The organism is Motiliproteus sp. MSK22-1, assembly GCF_001968815.1.
GTDB lineage: Bacteria > Pseudomonadota > Gammaproteobacteria > Pseudomonadales > Balneatricaceae > Motiliproteus.
Genome location: NZ_MIEQ01000044.1, coordinates 565,385 through 589,423 on the forward strand (window position 1 = coordinate 565,385; position 24,039 = coordinate 589,423).

Below are 24,039 nucleotides of genomic sequence, written 5' to 3' on the forward strand. Positions count from 1 at the left end.
TACTCACGCATGATCACATTTGACATTGAAGCGACCTACAGACAACTTGCCTAAAAGATTACAGTGTTCCTGGAAACGCTCCTCCATCCAACAGAATATTCTGACCATTAAGAAAACCTGCTTTGTCACTGCATAAAAATGCACAGGTAGCTCCAAACTCTTCAGGATCACCAAAACGCTGAGCAGGATTTCCCAGGCGGCGTTGTTCACGAACCTGCTCGATGGTCTGGCCCGTTTTATCAGCAGCCCCTTGAAAGGTGACCTTAAGCCGATCAGTATCAAAAGGCCCTGGCAGCAAACCGTTAATGGTGACATTAGAAGCAACGGTTTCACGCGCTAACCCCGCAACAAACCCTGTCAATCCGGTTCGGGCCCCATTAGATAGACCGAGCACTGCAATAGGAGCTTTCACTGCAGCTGAAGTAATATTAATAATGCGGCCAAATTTTCTTTCCATCATCCCATCTACCACAGCCTTAATAAGGAAAATCGGCGTCAACATATTCGCATTCAAAGCTTTGTTCCAGGCTTCTTCCTCCCAGTCTCGAAAGTCCCCCGGAGGTGGGCCTCCCGCGTTATTAACCAGAATATCCGGAGCCGGGCAGGCTTTCAGCACAGCATTACGCCCCTCTTCAGTGGTTATATCACAGGCGACTGAAACAACGTCTACCCCCGTCTCTCGGCGTATCTCTTCTGCGGTCGCTTCAAGCGGCCCTGCTGTGCGAGCATTGATTACCAGGTCAACGCCTTCCCGAGCCAAAGCAAACGCGCAGGCCCGTCCCAGCCCTTTGGAAGCAGCACAAACAATAGCTTTGCGGCCTTTAATAGCAAGATCCATAAACCCTCCAGATAGCTAATTTATTCCGAATCGTGATCCTGTCGAGAAACAATTTTTTCGACGATGTAATTTCCAATGGGAATCGCTGAGGTTGCCGCTGGAGATGGGGCATTGCATACATGCAGCGATCGTGGACTTTCTGCAAAAAGAAAATCATGCACCAAAGAGCCATCTTTTAGCACCGCTTGAGCTCGGATCCCGGCAGGGTATGGCTGAAGATCTGCTAATTTGATCTGGGGACAATATTTTTGTACCAGCTTCAAATAGCCTGGCTTCCACCAGGAATTTTTGGTTTCTATCAATCCGGTTCTCAAATGGGTTTTCAGGACCTTCCAGAAACCTGAAAATGAAACCATGTCGAGAACGTCACGAATGCTGAAGTTAATACGTCCATATCCCTCTCGCTTCCACCCCTGAACAGCATTAGGCCCAACAGTGACCGAGCCATCAATCATTCGTGTCAGGTGAACCCCCAAAAACGGGAGTTCCGGATCAGGTATAGGATAAATCAAGTGCTTAACGATCTTGTTTTTGTCCGCCGGAAGACGGTAGTACTCTCCACGAAAAGGGATAATCTGGAAATCCGTCTCTATCCCTAACATTCGAGTAATACGATCAGCCATCAGACCGGAACAACTAATCAGAAAGCGGCTGTGAAAAGCCCCCTTAGTAGTTTCCAATTGGACTCCGTCGTCCTGTTCTGTTGCGGATTTAACTTCAGTATTAAGAAAGGTCTTACCACCCAGCTGCCTGAAACACTCAGCCATCTGAATACATACCTGTTGGTAATTTACGATGCCGGTGGTGTGCACCAAAATGGCCCCCAACCCCTGAATATTCGGCTCTCGTTCTGCCAGCTGCTGCTGGTCCAAAAGCGTGACATCCAATTGATTGTCGTGACACCGTTTATAAAGCGCTTCCATGCGCTCCAATTCTCTGGGAGTGGTTGCTACCAACAATTTTCCACATTGTTCATAGGGAATTTGGTGCTGCTGACAAAATTCAATTGTGGCATCAACCCCTTGCCGGCAGAACTGAGCTTTAAGGCTACCGGGTTCATAATACACCCCCGCATGAATCACACCGCTGTTGTGACCGGTCTGATGCTGGGCAAACTCCGCCTCCTTCTCCAATAACCCTATATTCTTCTCCGGATATCGTTGCTGCAACTGCCAGGCAGTAGACAATCCAACAATGCCACCCCCAATGATCAGATAATCGTATGTGGTTGTCATAGATAAAGATCTTTCATAGATAAATGTCTTTTATAGCTGATCAGCCCTGGATACCGATTAATAATCAGACTGTCTCCGGCGCTTCGAGCGAACTCTCTTGAGCACGACGACTGTACCAGAACAGCCCAATAAACATGAACGACGCCAATATGTTCAACACCAATAGCTCATGTGGCCAGAGTAAGATAACCCCCAGTACCAACGCCACTGCGCGGGAAATCAAATTCAGTTTTGATTCCAGAAATCCTTCTATGGCCGCAGCCAGGGCATATATGCCAAATAAAGAGAAGGTAAAGATGCCAAGTATTTCAATAACAGTCCCACCGATAAACTGGGTATAGGCAAATAGCAGCGGTACGATATAAAGCCCTTTGGCAACCTTCCAGGCAGTAAAACCTGTAGCCATCGGAGGAGTCTTGGCAATCGCCGCTGCTGCAAAGGCAGTCAGGCAAACCGGAGGCGTTACATTACTGTCTTGAGACAGCCAGAAAATAATCATATGGGCCGACAGCAACGCCATGGCCAGAACTCTGGGATCAAGCGCCATTTCCATCAGAGTACCTTTGAAGTCACCGGGGACCATAGCCAGTAAGGCCGTCGCATCAGCACGGGCCATGGGTTCAGCCAGTGCCACCGCCTGGCTTGGGTCTGCCAGCAGGAATATAGATTTCGCCGCTTCTGGAAGGCTCCCATCCACCATCATCTGAAGCAAATGGCTCTCACTAATCAATCCATACAGTGCCGGTGCAGAGAGTGTACCGAGAACAATATAAGAAGCAGTAACCGGTAATCCCATACCCAGTACCAGAGATGCGATGGCAACCAGAAGCAAGGTAATTAACAAACTGCCACCCGCCCAGTCATTAATCATCAAAGAGAAAGTATTACCGATGCCGGTGGTGGAAATGACATTAACGATAAGACCGATAGACACCAGCAGTACTGCGGTGTTGGCCATATTCCTGGAACCCTGGGACAGAGCATCCAGAATATCCTTGGCCTTCATCGGTTTTGAAGATAACCATGAAGCCAGCACAACCGAAACGATGCTGATGCCTGCGGCATAGGTGGGTGTAAACCCATAAATTAATAAACCAACCAACACTGCTAAGGGGAGCAGGTAATGCCAGCCACCCTTAAGTACTTCTCCAATGGGCGGTGTGTTCAGTTCGATAGAGCCCGCATGACTGCGCTTAGCTTCAATGCGAACAAAGAAACCTACGGATAAAAAGTACAGTAATGCCGGTAACGCGGCATAGGCGATAATTTCCAGGTAAGGGATCTGGGTATAAGAAGCCATGATAAAGGCACCGGCCCCCATCACCGGAGGCATCAATTGCCCCCCCGTAGAAGCAGCCGCTTCAACACCTGCTGCGAAAGAGGCGGGGAATCCCGCTTTACGCATCAATGGAATGGTGATAACCCCTGTAGATACCGTATTGGCCACAGAAGAACCGGAGACTGAACCCATTAAACCGGAGCCTAATACAGCCACAAAACCCGGCCCGCCAACAAAGCGTCCGGCAGCACACCGGGACAGTTCGATTATAAAGTCCCCGGCACCCGACTTAACCAGGAAGGCGCCAAAAAGGATAAACATAAAAACAAATGTCCAGGAAATTCGCGCAATTGAACCGAACATCCCCTCGCCGCTAAAATAGCTCCTGAATAAGACGGTTTCCAAACTCAATCCTGGGAAATTAAAAACGCCTCCCAGATACTTACCCCACCAGAACACATAGGTCAGAGCCACCACTATCAGAAGTGGGATAAACCAGCCTGTGGTACGACGAGTCAACTCCAGCGCCACAACAATAGCCAGACAGGCGGCGATCCAATCGCTGCTATTGAAATGCACCCCCCGATCATACAATGAGCTTTCAAAGAGGATCAGATAGGCAGCACATCCTATAGCTATCAAACCGATAACCAGATCAATACCCAGTACCCAACGGCTGCGCGCAGCCCCCTTCTTCATCGGAATAGTTAAAGCACATATCAGTGCGAAACCACCGAAGTGAATGGCAGAGACCCAGAGTTCGGACATAGTCCCGATAGTATTGAAATACACATGAGCCAGGGCAAAACCAACACCTAACCAGTAAACAAACTTCCCCGAAAAACTGCTTTCACTGCGAGTGGCCAACTCAAAGCTGTCGAGTTTTTTCCGAGTTTCATCATCGATTATATTAGTGGCCGACATATCGTAACCTCTTATGACACTTCAACAGGATGAGCATTTCGTACCTTGGCAGTACATCATCGTCTCTAATCATGCTTGTAATCAGTGGGAATTTATAAACATTGACTGAAAATCAGCGCTGATAGCCGGTACGGAAGCCCTGCCAATAGCAGCATTACAACAAGAGAGATCTTCAGAATACCGCTTTGCCCTCCCTGGCTTTTCCAGACCAGCCGCCTGTGCCTGCGGCTATTCGATAAATGTATCCCGTAAAACAAATGACCTTTACTCGGCAATTAGATGCTCAGGAATGACATGTCCCATTTCGCGGTAATACTTTGCGGCACCAGGATGAAGAGGCACGGGTAAACCGTCAATCGCTTTTCCAATCGACATCGCCTTGGTTGCTTTGTGTATACCGTTGAGGAATGCCAGATTCTCGTAGATAGTCTTGGTGATCATGTAGACATCATCTTCAGACAGATCATCTCGGACAGCCAGAAAGTTAGGTTGAGCAATAGTATTGATGTCTTTTGTCTGCCCTGGGTAAGTGTTGGCAGGGATGACATAGCGGGTCCAAAGGTTATAGCCGTTGTTGGCCTTCTTCATCTGCTCATCAGTAAAATCCAACACTCTTATGCCATCACCCAGCGCAGCAAAGGCTCGAGTAACAGCACTGACAGGAACACCGGCAGGAGTGTTCATCCCTTCAATAGCACCGTTCTGTAGAGAATCAGCACTGGGACCATAACCCATATAGGCCAAATCAAAAGACTCAGGATCAACACCCAGACCATTCATAATTTGACGGCCCGACCCCTCAGTTCCGGAGTTGCGCTTGCCGATAGAGAATTTCTTGCCATTCATCGCCTGAAGATCATCAACAGTGCCGGTTTTAGCGTGCTTACTACGTACCGCAATGTGCTCAACGTTTTGCCACAGCATGGTGACAGAGCGAAGCTGCTTTTGCGGACCGCTATTTTTCACTTTACCTTCGCCATTCCACGCCCAGGCACCGTAGAGTCCCTGCATAATGGCAAACTGTGCCTCATTTTCCCGCAGCAACTTGACGTTTTCACCCGATCCTGCAGAACTGATGGCTGACATGGAAATCTTGTGCTTGGGTTCCAGTTTAATTTTGGATAATGTTGCCAGGGCCACGCCGACAGGATAGTAAGTACCACCCGTGGATGCAGTGGCCAGAATATAGGATTTGGCTTCAGCCGCCTTCAGGTTGACAGACGCCATGCCAAGCGTCGCTCCTAAAGTAACAGCCAGGGTCAGGCCTTTGACAAATCTGCGCTTGCTTGTATGCATCGGGTTTTTCCTCAGTTCAGTTGTTTTTATTAGGTAATCACTGAATATGTCCAGCAGCTTCTATCACTGGATTCAGTGACGCCTTTAGTGTTGTGGTTTCTTACACCTCAAGGCATTACAAGACTCGCGCCAACATAGAAAATATACTCTAATCCATTGATTAAAAAGTATTTAAAAAACAAAAGAAGGTGTGTAAACGAAGCAACAAGCAAATTATTGCTTATCTAAACCCCGTCAGATCGGCAATTTTTTGCTCATTCAGGAGTGTTTTTTGGAAATTGTTACCATGCTTCCCAGTTTTATCAACAACGGGCATGAACTCCTGGCGAATAACAGCCAAGCTCATTAGATTAAGCAGGAATAAAAAGAAAGACTCGTGAAATGATAGCCAGGATAGGCAATATCTTGCCTAAAATTCAAAAACAGGAGGATGCACCCGGTAAGGGACTCAATAACAGAATTCAAACTGACGATGGGGAAACAATCTCAAAACCCGGTGATCATTGCCTGTCTCAACCGATCGGAAAACCAGGAAGGATGAGTCCTAAATAATTCCAGATTCTTTGAGATGTCTAATATCCTTATCATCTTTATTCAAAATATCCCGTAGAACCTGTTCACTGTATTCTCCCAATAAGGGAGAAGCCTGCTGGTAGCTGATCGGCGTATTTGAAAAGCGTATGGGATTAGCAACTGACGGGACGCTGCCAGCTTGTTGGTGAGATAACTGAACCACCATTCCCCTGGCCTGTACCTGAGAATCGTTAAAAACCTGATCCAGACTGTTGATAGGACCGCAGGGAATACCCAGTCGATTGAGCTGTTTGAGCCAGTCTGCACTCGTTTTTCGCTGTAAACAGGCCGCTATCAGAGCCACCAGACTTTCTCGATGAAGGACTCGGGCGTTATTGCTCCTATAGCGCTCATCTGACCCCCACTCAGGGTAGCCGACCAACTCAGCAAAACGAGAAAACTGGGCGTCATTGCCCACCGCCAGAATGATATGGCTATCCTGAGTAGCAAAGGCCTGATAAGGAACTATATTCGGATGCGCATTACCGAGCCGTTGCGGAGTCTGTTTTGAAACCAGATAATTCATCGCCTGGTTGGCAAGTGTCGCCACCTGCACATCCAGCAAAGCCAGATCAATATGTTGGCCTTGCCCCGTTTTAGCGCGACTCAACAGTGCCGCCATAACGGCATTGGCCGCATATAAACCGGTCATCACATCGGTTAATGCTACACCGACTTTGATCGGCATTCCTTCAGCCTCTCCGGTCAGACTCATCAAGCCACCCATGCCTTGAATCATAAAGTCATAACCCGCTCTTTGGCGATAAGGGCCTGTCTGGCCAAAACCGGTAATTGAACAATAAACCAGTCCCGGATTGATCTGCTGCAGACTGTCGTAATCCAAACCGTATTTTTTCAGCCCATCGACTTTGTAATTTTCCAGTAATACATCGCACTCCGCGACCAGCTCGCGCACCAGAGCCTGCCCCTCAGAATGAGACAGATCAATGGTGAGAGAACGTTTGCCGCGATTAGCCGAGTGAAAGTAGGCGGATTCCTGAGTATCCTCCCCCTTTTCACCCTTTACATACGGAGGCCCCCAGCCGCGGGTATCGTCACCGCGGCCTGGACGCTCTACTTTGATGACCTCGGCGCCAAAGTCGGCCAGCATCTGCCCGGCCCAGGGACCGGCTAGAATACGGCTGAGATCCAGCACCCGATAGCCATCTAAAGCACCACTCATCCGCTAAACGCCTGAATACCAGTAATAGCTCGACCCAGAATCAAGGCATGGACATCGTGAGTGCCCTCATAGGTGTTAACAGCCTCCAGGTTCATCACATGACGAATAACGTGGAATTCGTCAGCGATACCATTACCGCCATGCATGTCCCGGGCAACACGCGCAATCTCCAACGACTTACCGCAATTGTTGCGCTTCATCATGGAAATTAGTTCCACCGGGCATTGATCTTCATCCATCAATCGACCCATTCGCAAACAACCCTGTAATCCCAGGCTAATTTCTGTCTGCATATCAGCCAGCTTCTTTTGCACCAGTTGCGTGGCTGCCAGTGGGCGCCCAAACTGCTTACGATCCAGTGTGTATTGTCGAGCAGCTTGCCAACAGAATTCAGCAGCCCCGAGAGATCCCCATGCAATCCCATAGCGAGCTTTGTTCAAACAACCAAAGGGACCTTTAAGACCCTTAACATTAGGCAAAAGCTGTTCTTCAGAAACCAGAACATCATCCATCACGATCTCACCGGTAATGGAAGCCCGCAAACTGAATTTACCTTCAATTTTCGGAGCACTGAGGCCTTGCATTCCTTTTTCCAGAATAAACCCTCGAATTTCTCCATCCAACTTGGCCCAGACAACAAAAACATCAGCGATAGGACTATTGGTAATCCACATCTTGGACCCTTTTAGCAGGTATCCATCAGCCACTTTTTCGGCCCGTGTTTTCATGCTACCAGGATCAGATCCAGCGTCTGGCTCTGTTAAACCAAAGCAACCAATCCACTCACCCGTAGCGAGTTTGAGTAGATATTTTTGACGCTGAGCTTCACTGCCATAAGCATAGATGGGGTGCATAACCAAGGAGGACTGTACGCTCATGGCAGAACGATAGCCGCTATCAACCCGCTCCACTTCCCGAGCAACCAGACCGTAACAAACGTAACTCACATTTGCACAACCATAGGCCTCTGGCAAGGTACTGCCCAGCAAGCCCAGCTCACCTAATTCACGCATGATTTCAGGATCAAAGATTTCGTTGCGGTTCGCCTCAAGAACACGTGGCATCAGCTGATTCTGGCAATAATCCCGTGCTGCCTCGCAAACCATCCGCTCCTCTTCACTCAGTTGTTGATCGAGAAAAAAAGGATCGTCCCATTGGAAAGGGATTCGACTACTACTCATATCGCACCTCAGTGATTGTTATATCTGTATATTTAGAAAACTTTTTATTTTCAAAAGGCTCCGCATCGAGCCTTAACCTTAACGTATCAACTGTACCGAGATTGACTCAAAGTGAACCATCGGAAACCAAAAGCTGATTAAACAGTAGCTAATTGCTTAAAATAAATACAATATATAGTTTTTATATTTTCAATCAATTTTATTGATAACAACGACAATGACCAGTTACTACCATTGATCACTGCATACGAACAATAACGACACACGATCTATACATACAAATAGCAGCAACCAATTGCGACCACAGCTGACAATAGCTGTTTGACGCTGCACGAGGCCCCTATGGACATTAAGCGATTACGTTACTTCTGTGAAATCGCCAGTGCTGGCAACTTTACCCAGGCAGCCAGCCGCCTTGGAATCGCACAGCCTGCCTTAAGTATGGCAATAAAAAAACTGGAAGAAGAAGTCGGCCTGAAACTCATTAATCGAACTGAACGACAGATGACCTTAACGGCTGACGGGCAAGTTCTTTTTAAACATGCCAATCTTATCCTGGAAGCGGTGCAACAAGCCGAACATGAGATTCAGGATTTAAAAGGTATTGAGACCGGGATGATCCAGTTCGGTGCGTCCAGCATGCTGAGTTCCTATTACCTCCCTTCAGTCCTGGCCGCATTTAAGCAGCGTTACCCTGGAGTTCGCATTAATCTGATCGAGGCAGGAACCGCATCATTACAGCAAATGCTACTGGACGGACAACTTGATCTGGCCCTGGTAAGAACCGATAAGGCTCACGAGCAGATACGCTGTGTAGAGCTGTTCGAAGAAGAAGTCCTCGCCTGTGTACCCAGTCAGCACCCCCTTGCTCAACACAGATCAATTACGCTGGAAGCATTCTGTAAAGAGCCTCTGGTGTTATTTCGCGAAGGTTATTTCCTTCGAGAAGCCGTCAGCCGCTATGCCAAAGAAGCTCAGATTTCCCTGGATATCCGTTTTGAAACCAATTTAATCGATCTACTCAAAGCACTGGTTCTCAATAAAGTAGGAATCAGTACCGGATTATCGATGATCCTCGACGAGGAAGAAGGCTTGGTCGCGATCCCATTTCAACCGAGGATACCCTTACCGCTGGGACTCGGGTGGAAAAAAAGCCACTATTTATCTGCAGCCAGTCGTGCATTTTCCGAATTCCTGCAAGAAAACCTGAAACTCCAATAACAACTCTTAACTAAGAGTCAGAGATGTGATTAGAATGCCCATGAGGTTGAGGTGCCGCAGCGGTGATCAGCTGCAAAAGAAGCCCCATTTGTTCATGGCTTATGCCCTGATCAACACAAGCCACCGTATGAGCAACAACCAGATCAAGGTCAGGAATAACAACCAGAAACTGCCCTCCGTAGCCACTGGCATAGAAGCAGGAAAAACCTGAATAAATCCCCTTTGCAAAACCATCCACCGTCGCAGTCCACCACATATAGCCATAACCTCGACCTTTGTGTTTAACAAAATCGGTGTAACTACTGATATCAGCCGTATGGGGAAAGGTACTTTCCAGAATCCACTGTTCTGGAATAACCTGCCGTCCTTTCCATTTTCCTCCCTGCAAATAAAGCAACCCAAAGCGGGCAAGATCGCGGCAGGACATTCTCAATTTGTAGACGGGATGGATAGACTCACCCCCTTCCAGCAGAAAACAGTCCGGACGCTGAAAATCCTGCATCCGTAATGGCGCCGCCAAATGAGTTTCAATGGCCTCGGAGGTACTCATCGATACCGCATTTCGGTGAATAGAACCCAAAACATTAAAATCCCAATTATTGTAAAACCAGTACTCGCCAGGAGCGTAAGCAGCTCTTGCTGGTCTTCCTATCGGGTTGTCATAAACAGAAGGATGATAGACTCCTGAACGGCAATTCAACAGATCGGCAACGGTCGCTGACTTTTCTCTCGCTGTAAGCAATAGCTTGTCATCAATAGCCAGCTCAGCCAGTGTCGCCTCAAGACTCAAACTCCCTTCGTTGACAGCAATTCCAATTAACGCACTCATAATACTCTTTCGTACAGAAGCCATACTGGACTTGAACTGGATATCACCCCATTGGCGGATTACTTGGCCATGCTGGATGACCATCAAGGCATTTGATCCGATCGATTCCGCCAACGCTTCTGCTTTATCCAGGTTATCACCAGACCAACCAGACACCTTTCGATCTCCCTGAATGTTCCATGTTAGGTCTGGAAATGACGACTCCATTCTTGCCCCTCTAAATAAACAGTTTTCTTTTCTATCAAGAAACCTTGGGACTCTGTAAATAAGTCCATTGTGTTCTCTGTAGGCCGAATGGACTTGTTCATAGGTTCCCAACACATCGTATCGAGGTGACAGGTCCTTTCCAAGCTGTCTGACTGCTTATTTTTAATGGTACGGCAGAAAACCTTTCCAGGGACGCCCTTTGGGATCAAGGGATTTGCTTATAGGTTCTTCAGCAACAACGTTGGCCACCATGAAAACTCAGAAAGTCTCGCTTTCAATCAGGGTAAATAACACTCGGCAACAATATTTTTTGTGTTTCGTTGATTATTAAACTATACCTCATACTGCCAAGGAGAAATGGAATGAAGGCGATTTATTCAGGAGTATTTTTAATACTCTGCGGCCTTATGCAGAACTCACTGGCTTAACTAATTTATCAAAAAGGAATTGATATGCCATTTCCAGAAAATAAGATATACGGTGTTTTAAACGCAACAATAAAAAAGGATGAAGGAGAGAAAACATCTAAATACTCGGGAATGAGTCACTTTAATTTAATTTGTGAAGTCACCAATGAAAACAGCGAGGAATATCAGGTTAATATTGATATTCAGAGTTCACCATCGCCAAACGTTCGAATGTTAATCATCAACAACTTTGATATATCTAAGGCATTCGGCCAAAAATTCTCAGAGATAGAGCCCGGATTTACTCGACTGGACACGGAACCCGATGGTTTAGCTCTGGACCTGATCCATCAGCCAATCTTTAATGTTAATGCATTGAAAGACACCCAACCCATATCCGCCACAGATATCAGCACCAGGCTGGAAGAGATCTTAACCGACGGGACGAATGTTATTGTATTTGGGACAAAATATGATGACAGCGACCATCAGCACCACAAAGCCTATTATCACGACAATGAACGCTACCGTGATCAACATATGTATGGAGCTCGCCGTCATAGAGAGCAACAACTCCCGCCACGTGGTGTCGACGATGTACACCTGAATCAAGGTACTCCCGCAAGTCAGTATCAGTCGAAAGATAATGGTCCATATCAGGATGGAGCGCTGTTCATTAAACATACTGATGGAACATTTAGTGCATTGTTTTTTGCTTTTGCCAGCCAATGCTTCAATACCGACGCAAAAGGTAATTGCATAGCCACCCAGCATACAAAGCTCGCAGATAGTGCCGACCTGGCCGAAAGCGTATAGGAGCAAGACAATGAAATTTATCAAACCACTAGCAATCTCCGTTGCCTGCTTGTCCTGTGCATTTACCACTGCCGCACAATCTGCCGAGTACCAGGCTGTTAACACCTGTACCGGCACCTACCCCGGCTACTGGCAAGATGTTAACCCCAAATTTGCAGAAATGTGGGCCGGCCAAAAGATCAGTAATGCCCCCACACAGGCATGGGACGCACCTGTATTTAAACTGTCCGACAAATATCCAACAAAACTGGTGGATGATTCCGCTAATCAAGGCTGGCGTGACGCAAAATTTGATGCGCTGTTTCTGGAATATACAGACCAGGCAACCAAAAAAGTACTGGCTGAAGAATATGCGTGGTTGGTACTGAATTACTCACAGGAGGGCAATATCAACCAGCCAGGCCAACTGGATTACGATGTCTGTGAGAACCCTGTCCGCCCCTGGTATCACATTCCTTTCCAGACTTATGATGCAATGAGTGGCCGGGAGTTCACCCATGGATTAACCCGGGAAGCGCCGGTTACCTTCTCCGTCAACAACGGCACTGGCACTGATTCTTCTACGATGTGGGCTGTAGGTATCTATAACGCAACGGCAGCCTATACGCTGGGTCAGATCTGGCTGGCAGATGGCACCGCTAAAATACCGACAGAAGATATTAAATTCAAAGAAGGAGCCGTTATTGCCAAGCCGCTGTTTAACACTTCGACTGTGCGCGAACTTCCCGTTCTGGAAAATATGCCCAGTTGGAACGCAAACATATCAGACCCGGACTTTTGTGGCTGCATACCCAGTGACGGGGAAAGTGAATGTACTTTGGTGGAAGAAAGCAATCAATGCCCACGCAGTTATGCCCAATGGGGGGATGTAAGATTATTACAATATGATATTGCCGTAAAAGATCACAGAGCTAAGGGAACGGGATGGGTTTATGGCACCTTTGTCGCGGATGGCCAACGTAAAGCAAAGGTTAAAGAACCCTGGCAGCGCCTTAGTCTTTTAGGCCTTATGTGGGGTAACGATACGCCTCCAAAAGGAGGTTTGGCATTTAACTATCCGGAGAACCCTCGTGAGAACGGTTTTTCTGAAGAAGTAATCATCTGGGAAACGGTTGATGGTCTCAATGCAGTTGGCGGATCTGCGCAAATGCGTCAAATGGGACATTTAGGCTGTAATGATCGATTGAACGGACCCGCTGACAACGCCAACTCATCTTGCATGTCATGTCATGGTACAGCCTCGGTACCCGATATGAATCAAGTCACTCCACCACTGGTTTCACAATTCTCAGCACAGACGAAACAATGTGTCGCGCCTGTTATTAATAGCTCTACCGCGGGGGTTGATCGCTCAGGTGCAGCAGCAGTTGTTAAAAATGACGTTACTTTTGCAGATATAGATTCTATATATTTCGCCAATGTTGGTGCCGGTGAACCTTTCAATATGACGGTAAAAACATCTAAAGGGGAAGTAAATGTTATGGGAGAAGGTGTACCCGCCTATAAAGATGGTCGAAAGAGCTGGATTTCTTTGGACTACTCATTGCAAACATCAATTGCTTTAAAACAATGGATGCAATGGCAAGCTAATAAATCCAAAGCTGTAAATATGCGTATTACCGATAAAGAATTACGCCGAAATAAATAAACATTAATATAAAAAATCCATTATTCAGCGCTTTCCTTTAGGCAGGCGCTGCTTTTATTTTATTCACCCAAAGAACACCTGATAGATCAGATAACCAGGAAATAAATCCATTATACTCTCAGCCAGTCCTGGAATGGCTGAGTCCTTTCAAACAGTCAGAATATTCTGACTCAGTGGGTAGAATTGCTCCGACTAAAACGATCTGATAATCCTCATCTGGCGAAAAGCATATGGGCCCTGATATTCAAGCGATCAACGCTTTGGAAGGAAAGCCCAGCGTCAGATTATTTGACAATAATTCAGAGAACTCATCTAAACCATAGCGTATCCTTTTGATTTTATTTAAATGGCCTGTTTTTTGCTTTTGCTACGGGGTATGAATTTTTTTCACATGAAATTTATTCCAGCCAAAGTGCAATGGAATGTAACTCAGGAGATCAACAAGTATGATCGCATCATTTACCCCCAATGTTATGCGAACCTTAGCGTTTACAGTATTAGCTGGTGTTGGAACAACTGTACAGGCCGTTCCCATCCACTGGACGGACTGGACGAGTAATAACAGCGCTAATGGTTTTACAGCTGAAGGCTCGATAACCACAACCACTTCTACCGTAGATGTAACTTACAATAATCCGGCCGGTATTGGCTTTATTCAGACTGATGGAGGCACGGACTACTGGCAAAATAGAGGCGGCGGTCGTGATGATTCTACATCCCCCTACACCGGCTCTTTTGTAGACAATAGTCCTACTGGGAGCGATCTCATCGCGTTAAGATATGCCGGCACCCAGACACTGAGCTTTTCTGAAGCTATTGCTAATCCGATTTTTTCTTACGTCAGCCTCAACGGCAATGGCTATGCATTTGACCAGGATTTCGACATACTGAGTTTTGGTAACGCAAGCGATGGCAATAGCTGTGGTTATTGGGGTTGTGGCACCTCATACAAGGAAATTGTGGACCTGGGCGGAGGTCTATTTGAATACCGTCTGTTAGGTACGGGTGAGCCTCACGGTTCTTTACGCTTTACCGGTGCCTTTGACACCGTCAGCTGGCGCAGTCTTAGTAACGAATACTGGAATGGCTTTACTGTTGGTGTTCAGGGCACTGCTGCTGAAATCATCCCCAACAGTGTTCCAGAACCCGGTACACTTGTGCTGCTCGGCCTGGGCTTAGCCGGTGTTGGTTTAAAAAGGAAAAAGAAAACAATTCAATAATCCGGACGGTGTTTCTCCCAATATCCACTAGCGATTTTTGGGGAAAACTGACACCGGTACAGCGACCTGCCTGGTCGCTGTACTCCTCAGATTTACAGCAATTTAACAACCTGATCTGATTGTTTTAACGGTTCAGGAGGACCCGAACTCTGGGGCAACCAGAGATTAGTAAAATACGCTAATTGCTTGAAAGTTCATTAGTTGTTTACTTTACTTAGTGAGACATCCAAAAAGGACAAAAATATAACGGGGATCGAATATGGCAATGTCTGTCTTAATCTGCGATGACTCCAATATGGCACGAAAACAAATGAAAAAATCCCTTCCTGATGAATGGGATGTGGAGGTCAGTTTTGCTAATGATGGTGCCGAAGCCATGGAAGTAATTCGCAGTGGTGGTGTTGATTTGATGTTTCTGGATTTGACCATGCCAGTCATGGATGGCTTTGAAGTATTGGAAATGATCAAGAAAGAAGGGCACAAGACTCTGGTTCTGGTTGTCTCCGCTGATATTCAACCCCAGGCTGTAGAGCGGGTTAAGAAAATGCACGCGCTGGAGTTTGTTCAAAAACCGGTGGATAAAGAAAAAGTGACCAATGTTCTGCGTCAGTACGGCCTATTATGAACCCTCACATCGAGTTTTCAGAAGATCAAAGGGACTGTCTGCAAGAAGTCTGCAATATTGCCATGGGGCAGGCAGGAAACTCTCTGGCGAGGTTGTTTGAGCGATTCGTGACACTCTCTGTCCCAGCGATAGGTTTTGTTAGCGCCGAAAATGTAGAAACTGAACTGCAGGAATTAATGGGTTCACTTATGGTTTCTGCCGTACGACAGGCATTTTTCAGCACCCATGGAAAAGAAGGGTTACACGGAGAGGCGATCGTCGTTTTTTCTGATACCAATTTCGAAAAGCTGGTGCAGTTGGCAGACTATCACGAAGGGCCATCTAATGCTGCTATTGAACAAGAGCTGCTGCTGGATATTTCCAATGTCTTAAGTGGTGCCTGTCTGAACGGAATAGCAGAGCAACTGGAAGAACAGCTGGGTTTTAGCGCTCCGTCCCTGATCGGTACAAATATACCCTTAGCAGGCATTCTCGACCACGAGCAACTGACATGGGAACAGGCAATGTCGATCAAGATTGGCTACCGCCTGGAAGAAATTGAATTTCAATGCGACATGCTGTTGTTACTGCCAAAAATCGCTGTTGAGCACTTGAAAAACACCCTTGATTTTCTGCTTGAAGATGACTGATTAACACAACTGAACGTCAAGTAATCCATGAATATTACTCAGAGGCTGCATGAGTGGATCTGATCACTGATATCAACTGGAAAGAGCACGTCGTGGATCGCATGGACACTGGTGTGTTCTTGGTAGACCGTACCATTAAGGTATTGTTCTGGAATCGATTCATGGTAATGCATACCGGTCAGCCGGCAGAAAGTGTTGAGGGGAGAAATCTTTTTGAACTGTTTCCAGATTTTCCACGACGTTGGTTTGAACGCAAGGTGGAGGGGGTTTTTGTGTTAAAAAACCAGGCATTCAGTTCCTGGGAACAGCGCCCCTACCTATTCAAGTTTGCCCACAACCGTCCGGTAACAGGTGGCGTTGAATCCATGTATCAGGACGTGTCGTTAATGCCGGTTCTGGATATTGCCGGCAAAGCGATCGCTGTCTGCGTATCCATCAGGGATGTAACCGATGCTGCAATCTATGCTACGCGGATGAAAGAGACGATGGAAACGCTTGAACAGGAAAAAAATGAACAAAGGATACTGATAAAGAAGCTCGAAGAAGCCCAGTCACAGCTGCTACAGTCAGAAAAAATGGCAGCGATCGGTCAATTAGCAGCTGGAGTAGCCCATGAAATAAACAATCCGATAGGTTTTATCAAATCCAACATGACAAGCTTGCAAAAATATACCGCAAGCCTGGTGCAACTATTGGAAGCATATATCAAAATTGAAGATCAGTTAGACCAGAACTCCTCGGAGATGCAAACCATTGCCAACACAAAAGATCAGATAGATTTTGAATACCTGGTGGAAGATATCGGGGATTTGATGACCGAGTCGATGGATGGCGTCAATAGAGTCAGTAAGATCGTCAAAGATCTGAAAGACTTCTCTCATGTGGATCAAGGGGACTGGAAATATGAGGATCTGCACCGTTGCATTGACAGTACTCTCAATGTGGCCTGGAATGAGTTGAAGTACAAGGCTGAAATAAAAAAACAATACGGAGAGGTTCCCCAGGTATTCTGTATGGGATCTCAACTTAATCAGGTGTTTCTGAATTTATTGGTCAATGCAGCCCACGCGATAGAAAACCGAGGCATAATCACCATCACCACAGCCCAGAAAGGTGAAAAGGTACTAATCACTGTTGCCGATACCGGTTCTGGCATGAATCAGGAACAGCTAAGGAGGGTCTTCGAGCCCTTCTTTACCACCAAACCCGTCGGTAAGGGAACAGGTTTGGGAATGTCTCTCTCCTACGGAATTATTGATAAACATGAAGGTAAGATTGAGGTGGAAAGCCAGGAAGGTGAAGGAACCACATTCAATATTTGGTTGCCGATTGAAGGTCCCGCTACCAGAGACGCTCTTCCTGCCTGATTCAGGATCACTGCGTATTTTCAGGATTCTCGAACAGCCTGCTTAACAGCGGGAATTAAAGGTGGCGCCACACTCAATGTCGTGACACCACATTTTATCAACCTTGATACATTTTCTGCTCGGCCGGCCAGTTCTCCGCACACTGAGAATTGAGCATCAGGCAGATCCTTATGAGCAATATCAAGCAGTCTGAAGATAACCTCATGAGCATCATTAAAGTATTGCTCCACATCTGCATTTTCACGATCTGCTGCAAAGGTGTATTGAGTCAGATCATTTGTGCCAAAACTTAAAAAGTCTGCATGTCGGGATAATTCAGGCAACGAGAGCGCGGCAGCGGGTGTCTCTACCATTGTGCCGATTTTAGGTAGTGAGAGTTGGGTTGCTGAAACTTGTTGAGCGAGCAGCTTTCTTACAGATTGCATATCCTCGGGAAGCGTAACCATGGGGACCAGGATATGCAAATCAAACTCGGCATTAAGCTGTAACAAAACATCCAACTGTGTTTGCAAAAGATCAGGATAGGCATGCAAAAAGCGAATTCCACGTAACCCTAACGCAGGGTTGGTTTCACGCAAAGACTCCATAAAGGGTAGCGGTTTATCTGCCCCCACATCCAACAGCCGCACGTAAACAGGCAAATGTTTGGCCGGCTCCAGAGTTGTGTGTACTTCCTGCATGAGTGTAGCCGCATCAGGGGGTGTTTGCCGGCCCAAATAAGCTTGTTCAATTCGGTATAGCCCGATGCCATCTGCACCATTGTCCACCGCCTGTTGGGTCTCCTCTGCGCAGACAACATTTGCGTAGACCTTGATGTGCTGTCCGGCGCCGGTCAGTGCTGGCTTAAGCGCACATTTTCTCGCTTTTTGGTAGTCCTGCTGAAGTTGCTCGTATTGAGCCTTGAAGACTTGTTGCTGGCGCTGATCGGGGTCTACAATTGCCTCGGCAGCGTCAGCATTGACCAGTGTAAAAGCACCTTCCGTTACCGCCTCCAGGACATTGGCCACACCGGTGATACAGGGCAACCCTATTTCCCGGGCAAACAACGCGGCATGAGAGCCAGCCCCTCCATATTCAAGTAACGCGGCAGCAGCATTACGACGAGCCAGAAAAATAGTATCAGATGGAAGGAGACGACGGGCAATCAGCACACTGTCTTCGGGTAAACTTTCTAATGCATGAAAACGAACACCCGCCAGTGATCCGATCAACCTTCTGGCCAGGTCGTGGACATCGTCAGCCTTATGCTTTGCAATTTCCATTTCCATACGCTGGAAACGTCGCTCCCAACGTCGAAACACAGTCTTGACGGCAGTCCCCGCGCTGACCAACTCTTCCTTTATTTCCTTCTCTACCTCAGAGGTTAAGCTGTTGTCCTGCACCATCGTTATATGTGCATAAAACACATCTGACAGGCTGTCATCCATCTCATTACTGATACTATCAGCCAGAACCTTAAGATCATCTGAAACTTTATTCACCGCTTTTGTAAAGCGCGCTATTTCATCAATGACGTCCGTTTCTTCAATATCATAAAATTCATCTGATCGACCGAGGATGTCTCGGTACAAGAAGGCCTTGCCACTGCCAAGACCGGGAGACAGCATCCTGCCGGAGAGTGTCACTGCTGTTTTATCGCTGGCCTTATCCTGCATCCTGATCCCCTTGGCTCCGCTTTACTTCGCACCTCGTATCTAAAAAGACAGGCTCAAAGTCATTCCTGTATATTTGAACACATTGTTCTCTACCAATGCTATCAACAGGGATGGCGATAATAAACGGTTCGTATAATACGCAAGCAGAATGACCGGTAAGTAATACCCAACAAACACCGACAATGGTAAAACACTCAACAGGCGATATCTCAACACTGCAACTTCTCAACACATCCGAGAGCCTGATCACAAACTTGAAAATATGTTGAGTCGCAGTCTTCTGACAGGACAACAAAACTAGGTCCTGAATCTCAGCCACAGATAGCCACCAACACCTGCCAGTACAGAAGCGACGAGTATTGCCATTTTGGCGATCAGCAAAGACTGATGGTCATCAGTAAATCCCAGCCCGCTAATAAAAATGGACATGGTAAAACCCATCCCGCCAAGTAATCCAAGTCCAATAACATGCTGCATCTTCAGGCTGGATGGTAACTGACCCAGTTTAAGCCTGATGGTAAACCAGCAAAATAGTGGAATACCGATCCCTTTGCCAACAACAAGCCCCATTATGATACCCAGCGCCAAAGGTTCTGTGCCCAACCCAGACAACAGTGTCGTATCGATTGGTATACCTGCATTAGCCAACGCAAAAACAGGTAACACAAAGAGTGCAATCGGCTGCTCCAATACCCGCTCCCATCGTCTTAAAGGAGTCGTCGCTTTCTCTGCTGCATCCTTGACACCTTCCACCACAGCATGTTGCTCTTCTTCACCCAGTATAGGCGTATCGTCATCTTTCTCGGTTTCAAGCCGCTCGAATTGGCGAACCAATTTCTGAACCCGATTAATAAACCAGCCAGGCCCCTTTTTTGGTCGAGCAGGCACCGTTACCGCCACCAGTATTCCAGCCACTGTCGAGTGAACTCCCGACCCAAGCATTGCAACCCAGACAAGCCCGCCCACCAGTAGATAGACGCTGGCTTTTCGTATACCCAACAGATTGCAGACCACCAATGAGAGTAACAAAAGCATGCTGATCTGAAGGTGCACAACGCTAATGGTCTCAGAGTAAAATATCGCAATAACAAGAATAGCGCCCAGATCATCAATAATTGCCAGCGCGGTAAGGAACGCAAATGCTGCTCGGGGTATTCGATGCCCCAGCAGTGCCAGTATACCCACAGCAAATGCAGTGTCCGTTGCCATCGGGATCCCCCAACCCTGAGCAGTGTTGGTTGCTATGTTGAATGCAGAATAGATCATGGCAGGCACCAGCATGCCACCAAACGCAGCCGCTGCGACGGGTACCAGACGATTTAACTCGCGAATTTCGCCCACCAGAACTTCACGTTTAATTTCCAATCCTAACAAGAAGAAGAAATAAGCCATTAAGCCGTCATTGATCCAGTGTCGTGCCCCCATACTGAATGACCAGTCCCCCGCAACAACACCTAATGGCAGCTCGACAAGGGACGCATAATGTTGGTAAAAGGGGGAGTTGGCGATAACAAGTGCAATGATGACACAGACTATCAGTATCATACTGGAGGTTGTCTGGTCCCGAATAAAGTTCTGAAACGGAGAATAAAGTTTTTCAAAGCTCTTTTCTAAAGGAGTTTTTATCAGGGTCATAATTCTCACAGCCTGACAGCAACAAGCATCAATCGAAAGCAGGTTCTATAACGATAGTTCAATAATAACGGCTCTTTAACTATGGCTGTTTCTCTGGCCTTATCCAGTTTTATTGCCCGGTTATCAAAATCAGCTGTCAATGACGATCAGTCTTCTCTGTTTTGATCCAGATCATAATTCAACACTTAATAGTTTTTTGTACTGTTGAAAGCTGCCTGTATTGGCGTATAAATAAGCTGTGTCTCCCCCAATCTGCAGCAGTCTGCAGTAAGGAATAAATCGATGAAGGTAAGTATCAACAATCGTCACAGTAAAGTATCTCCTGCCATACAGGAGAAGATTGAACAGTGGTTGGAAACCAGCCAGAACAAGTACGGTGAAATTAGTTCTGCCCAGGTGATTATTGAACAATCTGATCGCCAGGACGAAGTCGAAGCAACTTTGCACATCAAAGGAAAAGACGTATTCGCGAAAGCGACCGGAGAGAATCTGTACTTAGCAATCGATGCGTTAAGCGATAAAATTGACCGGCAACTGGCTAAAATCAAAGAAAAGCTTACTCACAAAAAAGGAGCTCAAAAGCCTGCCGAGTTGATTGACGAGAAAGAACTGGAGGCTGAGTTCGCGTAAGCAAGACAAAATTCTTAGTTAAGTTTTTGTTCACTAGCCAAACCCCCTTGCCATATAGCAGGGGGTTTGTGGTTTCCGGTCGCAGCTCTTCAACATGTCACAGTTATTCAACTATTCAACATGTACGGCTCCTCAACTCCAGAAAGAACGGGCCTCAGACAAGCAGGATAATCCAATCCTATTTATCCGTACCCTTTGCTGACCGGAGATGCTTGGCGGTGATCTCGGCAATACGACCAGTATCCAGCAATTCTTTCATTCCTTTCTCAAGAACAGGAGCCAACTCCGCACAGGGTGAGTTTTGCGAGAGCGCAAGATAGAGCGGATTACGTTTCAGAGCGCCTGAACCATGCTTTAGTTTTCCTTGCCAGCTCTGTTGTTGGATCAACAGTTGGCTACGTAAACGATCGTAGACGACATAGTCAATTCTGCCATTGAGTAACATCTTGAAGGCGGTATTAATATCATGGACACGTGTTACAGTATCGGTCGCAAAAAATTCATCATAGTGCTGACCATAGGTTGTTCCAACACGTAACGCCCCAAAAAGACCGGAGAGACTTTCAAGCTTGTCAAACTGGCGAGGGTCTTCTGATCGACTCCAGACAACCGCCTCTGCAAATGCATAGGGTGGTTCGATAAAAATAGAATAGGCCTCTCGTTCTCGATTGCGGGCCATGACACCGACCATATCAAGCTCCCCTAAGGCAAGCATTCTCTGCACTCGCTTGTAGGGGTAGCCAGTACTGTGCCGAACCGGGACTCCAAGCTTATCCAGCAACAGCTGTGCTACATCAGCACCTATCCCGCGAACCTGCCCCGCCTCTGCCCAGATAACAGGCGGAAAATCAGGATGGCCACCCAGAGTGACTTCGGTGCATGCTCCCCATGCGAAAGCAGGGAACAGAATGGTCGTAGTAAGAGTTAGCCCCAATCGTTTTGTAACGGACATTACTGCTCTCCGTACCGGGAGCTGAGCCAATAACAGCACCTACTCTTTTATAATAGTTAACCATCCCATCTGCTGCAAAAGGGAATAGTAGTAAGCGTAATGAGCATCTTTGCGTCGGGGTTACTCAATATGTTACTTCAGATCCCGTCCATTGCTGATTCAAACATCAGCAGTAATCGCCTGTCATAGCGCCTATAGCGGGTTTGTATGCTGTAGTAGGTCTGTATGATGCTGTGGGTCTTTATAGTCGAGAAAGGCTGCAATTTTTAACCCTTGAAATCTGCCCGATTAATCCCGTATTTCTGCATTTTCTGATTCAGTGTACGGCGGGGAAGATCCAGTTCATCCATGACTGAGAGGATATTTCCCCGGTGTTTTTTCAGGCAACGTCGCAACACCTGCGCCTCAAAGTTCTGCACTTGAATACCCAGCGGCAACCCCGTCTCAACGACTTCAGCAATAAGTGGAACTGAAGTCGGTACGAGCAATTCCGTCAGATTACAACCCGGATCAAGTCCATAGCGCATGGCAATATTACGCAATTCCCGAACGTTTCCAGGCCAGCTGTATTGTTGTAAGCTGCGCATTTCCTGGGCCGAACAGGAGCTGTAGTCAATATCGTGACTGCTCGCGGCCTGGCGGGAAAAATGCTCAAACAACAGAGGAATATCCTCCTGGCGCTCACGTAATGGCGGAATATAGAGTTGACCGACATTCAGTCGATAATACAGATCCTGTCGAAAAGACTCCTCCCCTTTCAGTTCAATTTTAGTGGCTGCAATCACTCGTACATCCACAGCTAAAGAACGATTATCTCCCAACCGCTCGATGCTCCCCTCCTGCAATGTACGTAATACCTTAATCTGTAAATTCAGCGGCATACCTTCTATTTCATCCATGAAGAGCGTTCCGCCTTCAGCATATTCGAACTTGCCTATTCGTCGCTTCGATGCTCCCGTAAATGCTCCGGCTTCGTGACCAAATAATTCACTTTCAAAAAGATTTTCAGGTATAGCACCGCAATTCAGCGGCACAAACCGTCTGGCACTGCGAGGGCCAAATTCATGCAAGCATTGAGCAACCAACTCCTTACCGCAGCCCGTTTCACCATAGATGATCACGTTGGTATCTATTTTCGCCAAACGTAACAATTCCCTTCTGAGGGCTACGATCCCTGCTGAAACCCCGATAATTCGCGTTTCAATACCAGACCCCTCTGCCAACTGGCGCTGCAATCGCCGGTTATCCATTATCAGATGTCGTTTTTCACAGGCTCTGTGAACTGTTTCTACCAACTGATCAGGATCATAGGGTTTTTCAATAAAATCATAGGCTCCCTCACGAACCGACTGAATCGCCATAGTCACATCCCCATGACCTGTCACCAAAATAACAGGCAGGTCCGGAACCTTCTTCAAAACCTCACGAAGCAGTTCCTGACCGTCCATAATCGGCATTTTTACGTCAGTTATCAGTACTCCAGGGAAGTTCTCATCAATTGCTTGAAGCGCCGACTTCGCATCGTCAAACCCGGTTACGCTAAAACCAGCCAATTGCAACCACTGCTCGGTTGCCTGACGAACCAGCGCTTCGTCATCAACCAGATACACTTGACCTCTAGTCCCCATGAATTATGTCTCTTGTTTAGCTGTTCTCGAATACCCCAGTAACAGCATCATTTGTGGCCCG

General features: G+C 47.0%; 19 protein-coding genes. 8 read left to right on the forward strand and 11 right to left on the reverse strand.

Going from position 1 to position 24,039, the window contains the following annotated elements:
- Nucleotides 1–58 precede the first annotated feature (58 nt).
- The 6 genes from BGP75_RS13175 to BGP75_RS13200 form a co-directional block, all read right to left on the reverse strand.
- Nucleotides 59–838, reverse strand: coding sequence for an SDR family oxidoreductase (locus tag BGP75_RS13175; protein ID WP_076719149.1), 780 nt, complete (start codon nucleotides 836–838; stop codon nucleotides 59–61).
- Between the two features lie 20 nt (nucleotides 839–858).
- A complete protein-coding gene (gene lhgO / locus BGP75_RS13180) occupies nucleotides 859–2,073 on the reverse strand; it encodes an L-2-hydroxyglutarate oxidase (RefSeq protein WP_076719152.1) in 1,215 nt (404 codons plus the stop codon).
- 64 nt (nucleotides 2,074–2,137) lie between these two features.
- Entirely contained in the window at nucleotides 2,138–4,276 is a 2,139-nt protein-coding gene (locus BGP75_RS13185; protein ID WP_076719154.1) for a TRAP transporter permease, read from the reverse strand.
- Nucleotides 4,277–4,540: 264 nt separating this feature from the next.
- Nucleotides 4,541–5,572, reverse strand: a complete 1,032-nt coding sequence (locus BGP75_RS13190) for a TAXI family TRAP transporter solute-binding subunit (RefSeq protein WP_076719156.1) — start codon at nucleotides 5,570–5,572, stop codon at nucleotides 4,541–4,543.
- A 544-nt stretch (nucleotides 5,573–6,116) separates the two neighbouring features.
- Complete coding sequence (locus BGP75_RS13195; RefSeq protein ID WP_076719159.1) at nucleotides 6,117–7,328, reverse strand: CaiB/BaiF CoA-transferase family protein; 1,212 nt, start codon at nucleotides 7,326–7,328, stop codon at nucleotides 6,117–6,119.
- On the reverse strand, nucleotides 7,325–8,509 hold the full coding sequence (locus tag BGP75_RS13200; protein WP_076719161.1) for an acyl-CoA dehydrogenase: 1,185 nt from the start codon (nucleotides 8,507–8,509) through the stop codon (nucleotides 7,325–7,327). The genes BGP75_RS13195 and BGP75_RS13200 overlap by 4 nt, the downstream gene beginning before the upstream one ends.
- A 342-nt stretch (nucleotides 8,510–8,851) precedes the next feature.
- Here BGP75_RS13200 and BGP75_RS13205 point away from each other — a divergent pair, with 342 nt between their 5' ends.
- Complete coding sequence (locus BGP75_RS13205; protein WP_076719164.1) at nucleotides 8,852–9,730, forward strand: LysR family transcriptional regulator; 879 nt, start codon at nucleotides 8,852–8,854, stop codon at nucleotides 9,728–9,730.
- A 10-nt stretch (nucleotides 9,731–9,740) separates the two neighbouring features.
- Here the strand turns inward: BGP75_RS13205 and BGP75_RS13210 are convergent, their stop codons facing one another.
- Complete coding sequence (locus BGP75_RS13210) at nucleotides 9,741–10,766, reverse strand: serine hydrolase (RefSeq protein WP_076719167.1); 1,026 nt, start codon at nucleotides 10,764–10,766, stop codon at nucleotides 9,741–9,743.
- Between the two features lie 452 nt (nucleotides 10,767–11,218).
- On the opposite strand from BGP75_RS13210, the gene BGP75_RS13215 reads away from it, so the two are divergent.
- The 6 genes from BGP75_RS13215 (at nucleotide 11,219) to BGP75_RS13240 (ending at nucleotide 17,478) form a co-directional block, all read left to right on the forward strand.
- Complete coding sequence (locus BGP75_RS13215; protein ID WP_076719170.1) at nucleotides 11,219–11,989, forward strand: DUF2278 family protein; 771 nt, start codon at nucleotides 11,219–11,221, stop codon at nucleotides 11,987–11,989.
- Between the two features lie 10 nt (nucleotides 11,990–11,999).
- Entirely contained in the window at nucleotides 12,000–13,637 is a 1,638-nt protein-coding gene (locus tag BGP75_RS13220; protein WP_076719173.1) for a hypothetical protein, read from the forward strand.
- Between the two features lie 446 nt (nucleotides 13,638–14,083).
- Nucleotides 14,084–14,857: a PEP-CTERM sorting domain-containing protein gene (locus BGP75_RS13225; RefSeq protein WP_198939356.1), complete on the forward strand. Its 774-nt coding sequence runs from the start codon at nucleotides 14,084–14,086 to the stop codon at nucleotides 14,855–14,857.
- A gap of 265 nt (nucleotides 14,858–15,122) precedes the next feature.
- Nucleotides 15,123–15,482, forward strand: a complete 360-nt coding sequence (locus tag BGP75_RS13230; protein ID WP_233152918.1) for a response regulator — start codon at nucleotides 15,123–15,125, stop codon at nucleotides 15,480–15,482.
- Entirely contained in the window at nucleotides 15,479–16,111 is a 633-nt protein-coding gene (locus BGP75_RS13235; protein ID WP_076719181.1) for a hypothetical protein, read from the forward strand. Before BGP75_RS13230 ends, BGP75_RS13235 begins: the two co-directional genes overlap by 4 nt.
- Before the next feature lie 53 nt (nucleotides 16,112–16,164).
- Nucleotides 16,165–17,478, forward strand: a complete 1,314-nt coding sequence (locus tag BGP75_RS13240; protein WP_233152919.1) for an ATP-binding protein — start codon at nucleotides 16,165–16,167, stop codon at nucleotides 17,476–17,478.
- Between the two features lie 20 nt (nucleotides 17,479–17,498).
- Here the strand turns inward: BGP75_RS13240 and ptsP are convergent, their stop codons facing one another.
- Nucleotides 17,499–19,133: a phosphoenolpyruvate--protein phosphotransferase gene (gene ptsP / locus BGP75_RS13245; RefSeq protein ID WP_076719184.1), complete on the reverse strand. Its 1,635-nt coding sequence runs from the start codon at nucleotides 19,131–19,133 to the stop codon at nucleotides 17,499–17,501.
- A gap of 297 nt (nucleotides 19,134–19,430) precedes the next feature.
- A complete protein-coding gene (gene nhaA, locus BGP75_RS13255; RefSeq protein WP_076719189.1) occupies nucleotides 19,431–20,768 on the reverse strand; it encodes a Na+/H+ antiporter NhaA in 1,338 nt (445 codons plus the stop codon).
- A 282-nt stretch (nucleotides 20,769–21,050) separates the two neighbouring features.
- On the opposite strand from nhaA, the gene hpf reads away from it, so the two are divergent.
- Nucleotides 21,051–21,398: a ribosome hibernation-promoting factor, HPF/YfiA family gene (hpf, locus tag BGP75_RS13260; protein ID WP_076719192.1), complete on the forward strand. Its 348-nt coding sequence runs from the start codon at nucleotides 21,051–21,053 to the stop codon at nucleotides 21,396–21,398.
- A 178-nt stretch (nucleotides 21,399–21,576) separates the two neighbouring features.
- On the opposite strand, the gene BGP75_RS13265 is transcribed toward hpf, so the two are convergent.
- Together BGP75_RS13265 and BGP75_RS13270 are read right to left on the reverse strand one after the other, a co-directional pair.
- Nucleotides 21,577–22,350 (reverse strand): ABC transporter substrate-binding protein, encoded by a 774-nt coding sequence (locus BGP75_RS13265; protein WP_076719194.1) that lies wholly within the window; start codon nucleotides 22,348–22,350, stop codon nucleotides 21,577–21,579.
- Nucleotides 22,351–22,616: 266 nt separating this feature from the next.
- Nucleotides 22,617–23,978 (reverse strand): sigma-54 dependent transcriptional regulator, encoded by a 1,362-nt coding sequence (locus BGP75_RS13270; RefSeq protein WP_076719198.1) that lies wholly within the window; start codon nucleotides 23,976–23,978, stop codon nucleotides 22,617–22,619.
- Nucleotides 23,979–24,039: the final 61 nt, after the last annotated feature.

Bases quoted from the DNA above. Each gene is read 5' to 3' on its own strand.
- BGP75_RS13185 (WP_076719154.1), bottom strand. From the start codon at position 4,276: ATGTCGGCCACTAATATAATCGATGATGAAACTCGGAAAAAACTCGAC.
- BGP75_RS13200 (WP_076719161.1), bottom strand. From the start codon at position 8,509: ATGAGTAGTAGTCGAATCCCTTTCCAATGGGACGATCCTTTTTTTCTC.
- BGP75_RS13235 (WP_076719181.1), top strand. From the start codon at position 15,479: ATGAACCCTCACATCGAGTTTTCAGAAGATCAAAGGGACTGTCTGCAA.
- BGP75_RS13220 (WP_076719173.1), top strand. From the start codon at position 12,000: ATGAAATTTATCAAACCACTAGCAATCTCCGTTGCCTGCTTGTCCTGT.
- ptsP (WP_076719184.1), bottom strand. From the start codon at position 19,133: ATGCAGGATAAGGCCAGCGATAAAACAGCAGTGACACTCTCCGGCAGG.
- BGP75_RS13210 (WP_076719167.1), bottom strand. From the start codon at position 10,766: ATGGAGTCGTCATTTCCAGACCTAACATGGAACATTCAGGGAGATCGA.
- BGP75_RS13225 (WP_198939356.1), top strand. From the start codon at position 14,084: ATGATCGCATCATTTACCCCCAATGTTATGCGAACCTTAGCGTTTACA.
- hpf (WP_076719192.1), top strand. From the start codon at position 21,051: ATGAAGGTAAGTATCAACAATCGTCACAGTAAAGTATCTCCTGCCATA.
- BGP75_RS13215 (WP_076719170.1), top strand. From the start codon at position 11,219: ATGCCATTTCCAGAAAATAAGATATACGGTGTTTTAAACGCAACAATA.
- nhaA (WP_076719189.1), bottom strand. From the start codon at position 20,768: ATGACCCTGATAAAAACTCCTTTAGAAAAGAGCTTTGAAAAACTTTAT.
- BGP75_RS13270 (WP_076719198.1), bottom strand. From the start codon at position 23,978: ATGGGGACTAGAGGTCAAGTGTATCTGGTTGATGACGAAGCGCTGGTT.
- BGP75_RS13190 (WP_076719156.1), bottom strand. From the start codon at position 5,572: ATGCATACAAGCAAGCGCAGATTTGTCAAAGGCCTGACCCTGGCTGTT.
- BGP75_RS13265 (WP_076719194.1), bottom strand. From the start codon at position 22,350: ATGTCCGTTACAAAACGATTGGGGCTAACTCTTACTACGACCATTCTG.
- lhgO (WP_076719152.1), bottom strand. From the start codon at position 2,073: ATGACAACCACATACGATTATCTGATCATTGGGGGTGGCATTGTTGGA.
- BGP75_RS13175 (WP_076719149.1), bottom strand. From the start codon at position 838: ATGGATCTTGCTATTAAAGGCCGCAAAGCTATTGTTTGTGCTGCTTCC.
- BGP75_RS13195 (WP_076719159.1), bottom strand. From the start codon at position 7,328: ATGAGTGGTGCTTTAGATGGCTATCGGGTGCTGGATCTCAGCCGTATT.
- BGP75_RS13205 (WP_076719164.1), top strand. From the start codon at position 8,852: ATGGACATTAAGCGATTACGTTACTTCTGTGAAATCGCCAGTGCTGGC.
- BGP75_RS13230 (WP_233152918.1), top strand. From the start codon at position 15,123: ATGTCTGTCTTAATCTGCGATGACTCCAATATGGCACGAAAACAAATG.